6 protein-coding genes are annotated in these 11,878 nt (G+C 68.2%); 3 read left to right on the top strand and 3 right to left on the bottom strand.

Features of this window, described 5'->3' with window-relative positions; genetic code table 11:
• The first annotated feature begins 573 nt into the window (after positions 1–573).
• On the top strand, positions 574–3,240 hold the full coding sequence (locus tag VFQ05_04530) for a hypothetical protein (GenBank protein ID HET9326018.1): 2,667 nt from the start codon (positions 574–576) through the stop codon (positions 3,238–3,240).
• Positions 3,241–3,298: 58 nt separating this feature from the next.
• On the opposite strand, the gene VFQ05_04525 is transcribed toward VFQ05_04530, so the two are convergent.
• Positions 3,299–5,560, bottom strand: coding sequence for a protein kinase (locus tag VFQ05_04525; protein ID HET9326017.1), 2,262 nt, complete (start codon positions 5,558–5,560; stop codon positions 3,299–3,301).
• Positions 5,561–5,622: 62 nt separating this feature from the next.
• Positions 5,623–6,483, bottom strand: a complete 861-nt coding sequence (locus VFQ05_04520; GenBank protein ID HET9326016.1) for a neutral zinc metallopeptidase — start codon at positions 6,481–6,483, stop codon at positions 5,623–5,625.
• Positions 6,484–6,679: 196 nt separating this feature from the next.
• Between VFQ05_04520 and VFQ05_04515 the strand changes: the two genes are divergently transcribed.
• On the top strand, positions 6,680–9,250 hold the full coding sequence (locus tag VFQ05_04515) for a zinc-dependent metalloprotease (protein ID HET9326015.1): 2,571 nt from the start codon (positions 6,680–6,682) through the stop codon (positions 9,248–9,250).
• On the opposite strand, the gene VFQ05_04510 is transcribed toward VFQ05_04515, so the two are convergent.
• The gene (locus VFQ05_04510; GenBank protein HET9326014.1) at positions 9,237–10,016 is read right to left on the bottom strand and encodes an SDR family oxidoreductase; all 780 of its coding nucleotides are present in this window, start codon (positions 10,014–10,016) and stop codon (positions 9,237–9,239) included. The two genes, VFQ05_04515 and VFQ05_04510, sit on opposite strands and share 14 nt — an antisense overlap.
• Before the next feature lie 69 nt (positions 10,017–10,085).
• Between VFQ05_04510 and VFQ05_04505 the strand changes: the two genes are divergently transcribed.
• Positions 10,086–11,723 (top strand): serine/threonine-protein kinase, encoded by a 1,638-nt coding sequence (locus tag VFQ05_04505; protein ID HET9326013.1) that lies wholly within the window; start codon positions 10,086–10,088, stop codon positions 11,721–11,723.
• Positions 11,724–11,878: the final 155 nt, after the last annotated feature.

The raw sequence follows: 11,878 nt of genomic DNA, 5'->3' as shown, positions 1-11,878 counted from the left end.
CGTTCGCGGCGAACGGGTTGACAGCGTGCGCGTGGCCGAGACGGCGCGGCGTGCGTCGCAGGATGCCTGGAATTCCGAGTCCGCGATCGATGAACGAGACCTCATCGTGGGGATGCGCGCCCGCACTGGGGAAAAGCACTCAGCCCCGGGCGCGCGCGATACCCTCGCCGTTTCTCGAAGCTCGACCGCCGTGAGCCGGACCTTCTCGGACGCCGGATCGGCGCCGGCCAATGACCGTCCCCTCGTGCCTGAATTGTGGGCGGCCGTCCGAGCTGGGTCGGGGCTTTCGAGGCTCTTCGGCGGTCAGAAGACCGGACTCGAGAGCGGCGGGCGGTCCCCGGGAACTTCCACTGTTTCAAGGCATTGGCCGCGCGCGGTGAGCCTCGATCGAGACCGCCTTCGGGCTTCTGCCGGTCGCCAGGCCGAAAGGGCCTGCCTCTTGCACTGAGCGACGCCCGCACGAGACGAACCCAGCTTCCCGCGTCCAGGGCACGGGAAGCGTTTACCCACATCGCGCAGCAGGTCCGGCGGCTCGATCCGGCCGAACGGTCGGCGCGTTACAGGGAGCGTACGATGGCCCTTCTCAAGAATCTGTTCGGCGACGGTACCAAAGATCGCGAACTCGCGGAGGACATGCGCGCGCTCCTGCAGGAGATGCGTGCCGAGCGCGAGGCGTTCGCGAAGCTTCTCGAGACGTCTCACTCGGCCGCGGACACCCTGCACGATCTCGGCGACCCGATCACCAAGGCGAGCACCGCCGTGGAAGCGGTCGTGGCCCGCTTGCGCGAGGTCGAGCCGCATCTCGATACCATCACCAACGTCACCGAGCAGATTCAGGGGCTGAGCGAGCGCGCACAGACCCTGGTCGACGAGCAGAATCGCACGGAAGAGGCCATGAAGACCGTGCTGCAGGATTCCTCCACGATCCGCGCCGTGTTCGAGGAGCTGAGCGAGAAGGTCGACCTGGCCGTCAACCTGCGCGAGCGTCTCGAGAGCTTCCTCGAAGTGGAGAAGCCGTTCTCGTTGATCCACGGCGAGGCCGACCAGGTCCGCTCGCAGGTCGAGGGCACCTCGGAGCATCTGGGCCGCCTGCGCGAGCAGCACGAGCGCTTGATGGACGCGCACAAGCTCGCGATGTCGAAGATGGAGGCGATGGAGCGGCGCCGCGACGACCTCGGCCGGGACCTCCAGGACAAGGAGCGCCGGATCATCGGCGTCGAGCAGTCGATGCGCGGGATGGACGGCGTCCGCCACACGGTGGACGAGGTCAAGCGCGAGCTCGGCAGCATGAAGGCAACGGCCGACTCGCTGGCCCAGAAGACGTCCGCCCTCGAGGCCCAGTCGGAGGCCGTCGAGCGCGCCCTTTCGCAGGCCGATAGCCTGGATCGAGCGATGAGGCAGATCGACGCCGGCGTGCGCCAACAGCACGAGAACGAGAAGAGCCTCACCACCATGCACGAGGCGCTGGCCGCGCTGCGCTCGCTCCACGAGGAAGTGCTCGACCGCTCCAGCCAGATCTCGCAGCTCCAGCGGCAGACCGAGGAGCAGACCGGCATCATCCGGCACGAGCTCACCTCGGCGCAGGACGAGATGAAGAACACGATCGAGCGCTTCGACTTCGAGAGCAAGGGACTCGAGTCGGTCAGCCAGCGCGTGGCCGACCTGCGTGGCGCCCTGTCGGACTTCGAGAACCGCTATCAGGGGCTGCGCGAAGCCAGCCAGACCGTGGCCGAGCTCAACGCGCAGACCCACGCGCTCGGCACGCAGGTCCAGACGCTGCTCGATGAAACGAGCCGCATCGACGAGGACGTGAGGAAGCTGCCGGCACTGCGTCGCGATCTGGACGAGGCCGGCGCCACGGCTCATGACCTGAGCGCCAAAGTGGCCCGCATCGAGGAGTCGCGGCCTGCGGTCGAGGCCATCCTCAAGGAGATCGACCGCCTGGGCAGCTCGACGGCCATGGTGCGGGACGCGCTCGAGCAATCCAGGAACACGCAGGCCGAGATCGGGCGCATGCGTGAGAGCCAGTCGGACACCCGGAACTGGCTGATCTCGGTCGAGCAGTCCCTGAGCAGCCTGCGCCAGCAAGTCATCTCGCTGCAGAGCCTGACGCCGACGCTGGATCAGGTGCAGTCGCAGACCAATCGCATCCAGGAGCACATGTCGTCGATCGAGACCCGCCAGCACGTGGTCGAGGAGCTGCACAACCGCCTCGGCGAGGTGACCACGCTGTGCAGCCGGCTCGACGAGCGCGGCCAGTCCCTGGAGCAGCGCATGGAGGCGGCCGAGCAGCGCTTCAACGTGCTGTCCGAGTACTCCGAGGAAGCCGAGCGGCTGAGCCGCACGATCGCGGACGTGACCTCAGGCGTCGAGCAGGCCGGCCGGCAGACGGACGTGCTGGGCAAAGCCGTCGCGGCCTTCGAGAAGCGCTGCGAGACGGTCGAGAACCTCGCCGAGCGCTCGGAGACGCTCAAGGCCGAGATCGAGCAGCGCGAGAGCGCGCTCGAAGAGGCGATCTCCAAGCTGCAGCAGGCGTCCAAGCTCCGCCAGGACGCCGCGACCTCGGCGGAAGAGCTCGACACGATCTCCAAGGAGCTGGCCGAAGCGCTCGAGACCGCGGGCAAGCGGGCGACGAGCGTCGGGCAGATGGCGGCGCAGATCGAGGACCGGGTCTCGAGCCTCAAGATCGTCGACCAGAAGCTCGGCCAGTTCGAGCAGCGTCTGGCGAAGTGGGAGCGCGTGGACGAAGAGGTCACGCGCTCACTGGAACAGATCGCGGCTCGCCAGGACACCGTGCGCACCATCCAGTCCGACTTCGGCCGGATGTTCGCCATGGCCGAGAAGACCTTCGAGGACGTCCGCTCGATCACCTCGGCGCATCGCGAGGTGGCCGAGAGCCGCGAGCTGCTGGACGAGCTGCGCGGGCGGCTGAAGGACATCCACGAGACCACCAGCAGCCTGGACGAGCGCGAGCGGCAGATGAGCAAGGCCGAGGAGCGGCTGGCCCGGGCCGAAGGGCTCCTGGCCGACGTCCGTTCGAGCCTGGAGGCGCTGCAAGGGCAGAAGGCGATGGTCGATCAGGCCGTCGAGAAGACCGGCTCGCTGCGGTTCCTGCTCAAGCAGGCCGAAGCGATGATCGACGGGCTGCGCGACGAGCGGAAGATGACCGCCGACGTGCACGACGCGATCGCCATCGAGAGAGACGACGAGGAAGACGAGGAGCAGGCGCTGGCGGCCTGATCTCGATCTCACCTGGAACCATCGCGGCGCGGATCCTCACGGGTCCGCGCCGCTGCTGTCAGGCAATCCCGAGGACGCGCTCCCCGCCCGCCTCGATGAAGGCGGCTCGCGCCTGGCGCTCGCGCAGCTCGGCGCGGCGCAGGATGGAGCGGAACTCCTCGGTTCCGCGGAGCGGCGAGAGCCAGGGATCCCGTGTCATGAACTCGAACGCGGAGAAGCCCCCGTCGACGGCGTCACCCAGGAGGCGCATGGCCTGCGAGTGCTCTCCCACCGCGGAGAGCTGGCGCGCCACGTAGAACTTGGAGCACGGGTCGCGCAGCGAGAACTTCGGCACCAGCTCGCGGAGGATGGCGGCGGCCTCCTCGTTCCTGCCTTCGAACTGGACCCGCGTCAGCTCCACGAACGACCGCAGCATGGCGGGCAGCGGCTTGGCTTCGATCTCCCTGGCCATCTGCACCGCCTCTTCCCGCCTTCCCGACATGTCCAGGGCCACGAAGGTCACGTGGCGCATGTCCTCGATGTCGGTGTCGATCGCCGTCTGGTAGTCGCCGCGCATGAGATAGGCGTGGTGGACGCTGGTGCGCACGGTCTTGTCGAGACGGAATGCGTGCTCGTAGGCCGCGATCGACGCGTCGAGCAGGCCGCAATAGCGGCAGCTCTGGACCAGCCCCGCGAACAGCTCGGCGTCGGTGGGATGGCTGGCGGCGCGCTTGAGCAATCGAACCATGGCTTGCTGCGCTTGTCCCAGGTCCACCTCGACATTGGTGAACAGGTGGTGAGCCATGGGCAGGTCGGGGCTGAGCTCGAGCGCCTTCTGGAAGGCCTGCTGCGCTTTCTCGTAGAGCGCATCGGGCTCGTCGGAGGCATAGAGCGCGAGGATCCGGTAGAGCCGCCCGACGCCGGCCCAGGCCGGAGCGAAGTCGGCGTCGAGATCCAGGCATTCGAGATAAAGATCGCGCGCCATGCCCCACTGAGACGCCTGCTGCCCGAGCCGGTTGGCCCGCAGATAGAGCTCGTAGGCCTTGGGGTGCCGCGGCGCGTCGCGCCGCAGCGCGCTCTCGTCGTGCGCGCTCAGACGCACCGGCAGCGATTCGACGATGCGGCGCGTGAGACCGTCCTGGAGCTGGAAGATGTCGCCCATCGACACCTGCGACGTCTGAGACCAGATCACCGAGCCGTCCCGAGCGTCGACCAGCTGGTTGGCGACGCGCAGCTGATCTCCCGCTCGCAGCAGCGTTCCGGTGAGCACCATGTCGACGTCGGCCTTGGTCGACACTTCCGCCAGGTCGAGGTCCTCCAGCTTGAGCCGCGCGGCGGCCATGCTGGAGCGCACGACGACCGAGTCGAGGCTGGAAAGCGAATTCGAGATCGCGTCCGGAAGACTGAAAGCCAGGAACTCGATGTCCTCGTCCGGCCTCAGCATCCGGAATGGGAGCACCAGGAGGCGATGCAACGGCTGCGCTCGCATCGTGCTTCCCGACGATCCGGCCAGCAGGAGTGCGGCGCGCAGCTCGATGGCCATGGCCTCGGCCGTGGGATAGCGGCGCTCGGGCCGCTTGGCGATCGCGCGGCGCAGCACGCGCTCGAGGCTGGCGACGGCCTCGGAACCACCGAGCTGCGGGGGCTCCTCGCGCAGGATCGCATTGAAGATCTGCGCCACGGTCTGGCCAGGGAATGCCTGGCGCCCGCACAGCATCTCGTAGAGCACGGCGCCGACCGCGAACAGATCCGCGCGGCCATCGACCTCGCGGCCTTCGAGCTGCTCGGGCGAGACGTAGTGAGGCGTGCCCACCACCATGTCGGAGCGGGTGAGGTTCGTGGGACCGCCCATGCCGCTGATCGATCCCGCCAGACCGAAGTCGAGCAGCTTCACGCCCAGAGGCGTGAGGAACACATTGGAAGGCTTGAGATCGCGGTGCAGCACCCCCTGACGATGGAGCGGCGCGAGCGCATCCAGGATCGCGAGCGCGACGTGGCCGGCTTCCGAGACCATCAGCGGGCCGCGGGAGATTCGCTCCGCCAGCGATTCGCCTTCGAGCAGCTCCATCGCCAGATAGAGCTCGCCGTTGGCGTCACCCACCTCGTAGAGCTGGCAGACGTTCGGATGGTTGACCGCGGCCGCGGACCGCGCCTCGCGCCAGAGACGCTCGCGCGCGGTGGGATCGGCGACCCCGGCCCGGATCATCTTGATCGCGACGTTGCGGCCGAGTCGCTCGTCCTCGGCGGCATAGACCACCCCCATGCCCCCTTCGCCGAGCTTGCGGGTGACACGATAGTGAGCGATCCGCTCGATGGTGGCTGGGGTTCCTGGCGCTGGCATAGAGGAGGGACAGGATACGGTATTCGAGGCCGGATGGAACGGTTCAGCGAAAGGGCCTGAAGCTACTGGAGGGAGCCTTCCCCGAAGGTGTCCCCCTGCGCCGGATCGCCGGTCTCGTAGCCGCGGCGGAACCACGCGACTCGCTGCGCGGAGCTTCCGTGCGTGAAGGCGTCGGGCACCACGTAGCCTTGCGAGCGGCGCTGGAGCCGGTCGTCGCCGATGGCGCTCGCCGCCTGCAGGGCCTCCTCGATGTCTCCCGGCTCGATCATCTGGGACATGCGCTCCGTGTGATGGGCCCAGACTCCGGCGAAGAAGTCGGCCTGGAGCTCGACGCGCACCGAGAGCTGGTTGGCCTCCTCACGGCTCACCTGCCGCTGCAGCGAATGGACCTGGTCGGTGATGCCCAGCAGGTCCTGGACGTGGTGACCGACCTCGTGAGCCACCACGTAGGCCTGAGCGAAGTCTCCCGGACCACCGAGCCGCTCGAGCTGCTCGAAGAAGCCGAGGTCGAGGTAGATCTGATCGTCACTCGGACAATAGAAGGGGCCCACCGACGCTCCGGCGACTCCGCAGGCAGACTCCACCTGGTCGGTGAACAGCACCAGGCGGGGCTCGGCGTACTCACGCCCCATCCTGCGGAACTGCTCGTGCCAGACGTCCTCGGTCTCGGCCAGCACCACCGAGATGAATTCACGAGCCTCGTCGGGGATCCCCTGGCCCGGAGCCCCCGGCTGACCGGGCGTCTGGAGGACGGTGGGATCGTTCTGGACCTGGCGAAGGAGTGCGAGCGGGTCGGCGCCAAAGAGCATCGCCAGAAGGAGGATGACGAGCCCTCCCACTCCCCCGCCGATCGCGAGGCGGCCGCCTCCCATTCCGCGGCGATCTTCGACATTCCCACTGCGCCTTCCGCCTGCCCACCGCACGGGGACCTCCTGGGTTCGGCCTCGGCGCCGGCGCATGGCGCGATCTCCATTCGATGATGCCTAGGATCAGGGACATTGCCAGTGAAAAGGTGATCCGGTCTCTCGGCGCCGCGCCTAGACCGTTGGCGCGCCACCGACTATTCTCCGCCGCTCGCTCCGGTCCACACGCTCGATGCTCCGAATTCCAGCGAGGCCCATGGCTGATCTCGCCGCTCCACGCGCGGCCTTCACACGAACCATGTGCGCGGCACTGTGGCTCTCGCTCGCCGTGTCGGCGCACGCCGCCACGCGAACGAGCGTGCCCGCATCCTTCGCCGCCAAGACCAAGTCGGCGGTGCGGCGGGACGGGCTGCTCACCAGCTGGCTCGATGCCAAGGCCGGCAAGCTCTTCCTCGAGCTTCCCAAGCCATCGGGGCCGCGATCGGAGTGCGGACGCTTCCTCTACCTCGAGGGCATCCGCACCGGACTCGGCTCGAATCCGGTGGGGCTCGATCGCGGACAGTGGGGGGACACGCGGGTGGTCGTCTTCCGCCGCGTGGGCGCGCGCGTGCTCCTCGAGCAGCCGAATCTCCGGTACCGCGCGCAATCGAAGGACAGCCTCGAGGTGCGCGCGGTGCAGGAGTCGTTCGCCGCATCGGTTCTGTGGGGAGCCGAGATCGCGGCCGAGGCGCCGGATGGCCGGCTGCTGGTGGACTTCACGCCGTTCCTGCTGCGCGATGCGCACGGGGTCGTGGCCACGCTCAAGACCACGAATCAGGGCAGCTTCAGCCTCGACAAGGATCGCAGCGCGCTCGATCCCACTCAGTGTCCGAGCTTCCCCGACAACCTCGAGTTCGAAACCGTCCTCACCTTCGCCGGCGACGAGCCGGGAAGGGAGGTACGCGCAACCGCGCCCACGCCTCAGGCCGTCACGATCGTCCAGCATCAGTCGCTGGTTCGCCTGCCCGACGACGGGTATCGCCCGCGAGCATGGGATCCAAGATCCGGCTCGTTCGAGGTGGTCTTCGCCGATTACGCACAGCCCATCGCCTCGGACCTCGAGGTGCGGTGGCTGGTGCGCCATCGGCTGGAGAAAGTCGACCCCGGCGCGAAGCACTCGCGGGTGAAGAAGCCGATCGTCTTCTACGTCGACTCGGGCGCGCCGGAGCCGATCCGGAGCGCGCTGGTCGAAGGCGCCTCGTGGTGGGCCAGGGCGTTCGAAGCCGCCGGGTTCATCGACGCGTTCAAGGTCCAGTTGTTGCCGGCGGACGTCAGTCCGCTCGACGTTCGCTACAACGTCATCCAGTGGGTGCATCGCGCCACCCGAGGGTGGTCCTACGGCGGCGGGGTGATCGATCCTCGTACCGGCGAGATGGTCAAAGGTCACGTCGTGCTGGGATCGCTGCGGATTCGCCAGGATCGCCTGATCTTCGAAGGTCTGGCCGGCGCCGAGAAGACCGGCAGCGGAGCTCCGGACGATCCGGTGGAGCTGAGCCTGGCGCGCATCCGTCAGCTCGCGGCCCACGAGATCGGGCATACGCTGGGCTTCAACCACAACTTCGCCGCCAGCACCTACGGAGGCCGCGCCTCGGTGATGGACTATCCCGCGCCCATGATCGCCGTGCGGCCCGACGGCACGCTCGACTTCTCGCGCGCCTATGCCTCGGGAGCGGGCCTGTGGGACCTGCGGCAGGTGCTGTACGCCTATGCGCAGTTCCCTCCGGGCGAGGACGAGCGAGCCGGGCTCGAAGCCATTCTTCGGGAGAACGCCCAGCTCGGATATCGCTACGTGACCGATCCCGACACGCGCCCGGCCGGAGCCGCTCACCCGCTGGCCGCGATGTGGGACAACGGCGCCGACGCGATCGCGGGTCTCGAGCAGGCGATGACCGTGCGGCGGATCGCCCTCGACCGGTTCGGCGAGCGCAACCTGCCGGCCGGCGCGCCCCTCGGCGGACTGGCTGAAGTGCTCGCGCCGCTCTATTTCCACCACCGCTATCAGCTCGACGCCGCGGCGAAGTCGATCGGCGGCGTCGACTACAGCTACGCCGTGAAAGGTGACGCGCAATCGCTCACCACACCCGTGCCGCCGGCGCGACAGCGCGCCGCTCTCGACGCCGTGCTCACCACGATCGAGCCCCAGGCTCTGGACCTCCCGGATCCGCTGATCGCCCGGCTGCTCCCTCCGTCGGTGGAATACCCGCCGCGCCGTGAGCTCTTCGACTCGCGCACCGGAGCGGTGTTCGACGCCCTCGGCGCCGCCGCGACCGCATCCGACATGACGCTCGCGGCGCTGCTGCCGCCCGAGCGCCTCGCCCGCCTGGTCGACTTCCATCGCCGCGACCCGGCGTTTCCAGGCGTCGAGGACGTGCTGGCCGCGATCGAGAGGAAGGTCTTCGCCACGGAGACGCCCGGCAAGCCGAGGCTCCAGGAGATCCGGCGCACGACTCAGGCGGTCGCCGTGAGGCGGCTGATCATTGCCGCGTCGGAGCCGAGACAGACACCGGCGGTGCGTGCGGCGCTGGAGCAGAGCCTCGAGCGGCTCTCGAAGAGACTGGGACGGAGCGGCTCGGCGTCGGATCGCGCGCTCGGTCTCACCCTGTCGCGCGACATCCAGCGCTTCCTGTCGCGGCCCGCCGGGGCTTCGCTGGCCGGGGCGCCACCGAACGCTCCTCCCGATCCGCCACCCGGGCCGCCGATCGGCGGATGGAGCGAGGCGGATGAATGCGAGTGGATGCCCTGGAGCGCCGCGTCCCGCCGCGAGGTCCGCGAGCTCACCGCATGGTGAAACCGCCGCAGACGCTGAACGCCTGACCGGTGATCCCCGAGGCGTCGTCGGAAGCCAGGAAGAGCACGGCGTTCGCGACCTCGGCGGCGGTCACCATGCGCTGGAGCGGGATGTCCTTGGTGAACCACTGCCGGATCTCTTCCGGCGTCCGGCCTTCGGTGGCGGAGCGCGCGGCGATGACCCGCTCGATCCGCTCGCCTTCGGTCGAGCCCGGGAGGACGGCATTCACCCGCACGTTGAAGAGTCCCAGCTCGGCCGCGAGCGAGTGGCTCAGTCCGATCATCCCCCACTTCGAGGACGCGTAAGGCGTGCGCAGCGGATAGCCCATCCGTCCCGCCACCGAGGAGATGTTGACGATCGAGCCGCGACGGGCCTCGATCATCACCGCCGAGGCGCGGCGCGCGCACAGGAACGCGCCGGTGAGATTGACGCGGAGCGTCTCTTCCCAGTCGGCGATGGAGACATCCCGAGCCAGTGCCGTGGGACCCGCGATTCCCGCGTTGTTGACGAGGACGTCGAGCCGTCCGAAGTTCTGGGTGGTCGTCGAGATCAGGCGCTCCACGTCCGCTTCGAGCCTGACGTCGGCCGGCACGACCAGTGGCTTCGCCGGTCCGGAGGCAAGCGCCTCCGAGACCTGGGCGAGCTTGTCCGTGGATCGCCCGGAGATCACCACATGGGCGCCTTCGCGGGCGAAGGCCTCGGCAATCCCGCGACCGATTCCGTATCCCGCCCCGGTGACGACCACGACCCGATCGGCGAAGCGCATGGTTTCCTCCTCGTTCGACTAGGGCTAACCTAACCGGCCCAAGCGATCCGGACCAGACGCATCGAGGACATGGCTCTCTTCTCCACACGCAAGCGTTTCGAAGCCGGTGCCGGCGCGACACTCTTCCTGCCGCGGAAGGGACGCGCGGAATCGAGCTCGCGCGTGTCCAGCCTGCCGCCCGAGCTCCTCCAGCAGGCCGCCCGGAGGCTGCGCCTCATCGCCATCGTCTATTGCTCCGCGTTCTTCCTGGCCGACGCTGTTCCAGCGCTGGTCATGGGCCACATCGCCGAGAGGTTCCAGAGTCCGGAGTGGTTGGCGACGGTGCTCTCGATCCTCGGCGGGCTCCTGGTCGCGGTCCTGGCCGGAAGCCCCCGCCTCACTCCGGAAGCGAAGGTCCACGTCGGTCTCGTCTTCCAGGTGGCGGCGAGTTACGGGATCGCGTTCGCCATGTATCTCGACGTGCCCGAGAACGTGCCGCCGGAAGTCTTCCACGTGCTGTCGCCGTCGTGGGTCGCGATCTGGATGCTCTTCTACACGATCGTGGTGCCGGCGGCTCCAGGACGCGCCCTGCTCGCGCTTCTCGGCTCGGCGTCGGCGGCGCCGGTCGTGGTGGCCATCACGGTGGACCGGCTCCACCTCTGGAGCGAGATGCCTCCCATGATGTTCTTCTTCATGCACGTCTTCCCCTACCTGATCGTCCTCGGGATGGCGTACGTCGGCGCACGGATCGTCTTCCGCCTCGGGACCGACGTCTCGCGGGCGCGCGAGCTCGGCAGCTACCGGCTCCTCGAGCGGCTCGGGCAGGGCGGCATGGGCGAAGTGTGGAAGGCGACACACCAGTTCCTGGCCCGGGAGGCGGCCATCAAGTTCATTCGCCCCGAAGCCATCGCCGCGTCGAGCCCGGAAGCCGCGCGGCTGGTGCTCAAGCGCTTCGAGCTCGAGGCGAAGACCACCGCGTCGTTGACCTCCGAGCATACGGTCTGCCTCTACGATTTCGGCGTCACCGACGAGGGACGTTTCTATTACGTGATGGAGCTGCTCGACGGCGTGGACTGCGAGCATCTGGTGCGGCGCTTCGGCGCGTTGCCGGCCGCCCGCGTGATCCATCTGCTGAAGCAGGCCTGCCAATCGCTCGACGAGGCCCACGCCAAAGGCCTCATCCATCGGGACGTCAAGCCGGCCAACATCTACGTTTGCCGCAGCGGGCAGACCTTCGACTTCGTGAAGGTCCTGGACTTCGGGCTGGTCGGTCACCAGATCGCCCCTCCGCCGTCGGATCTCAGGCTCACCCTTCCCGAGCAGGCGATCGGCACTCCGGCGTTCATGGCTCCCGAGATGGCCTTGGGGCGAGAGGTGGACAGCCGTGCCGATCTCTATGGCCTCGGTTGCGTCGCGTACTGGCTCGTCACCGGCCACTCGGTGTTCGAGGGCGCCAGCTTCTACGACGTGGTCTCGAAGCACATCAAGGAGGCTCCCGAGCCGCCTTCCCGTCACGCATCCCAGCAGGTTCCACCCGAGCTCGACGCCGTGATCCTCGCCTGCCTGGAGAAGGAGCCCGAGCGACGGCCCTCCGGCGCTCGCGAGCTCGAGAGGCGGTTGAAGGCGATTCCGTGCGTTCCATGGGAAGACGAGCAGGCGGAGGCGTGGTGGCGTGCGCATCTCCGCAGAGAAACCGAGCGCGAGGCGTCCGAGCTACAGCCGGCCTGAGCAAAGCGCACGGCATATTGCACAATTGTTTGGACAGCCATCTGGCATCTCTCTAGAATTCTTGCGCCGCTGTGCCGAGGGTCACACGGTCTCAGGCTTCAGACGCCATGAGTCGATCGCCCATGTGACCGGTCAAACCGGTCCCGAACCGCCGA

This window comes from Candidatus Eisenbacteria bacterium (assembly GCA_035712145.1).
Taxonomy (GTDB): domain Bacteria; phylum Eisenbacteria; class RBG-16-71-46; order RBG-16-71-46; family RBG-16-71-46; genus DASTBI01.
The sequence above is the reverse complement of the archived record's forward strand: the minus strand, read 5'-3'. Positions and strand labels throughout refer to the sequence as shown.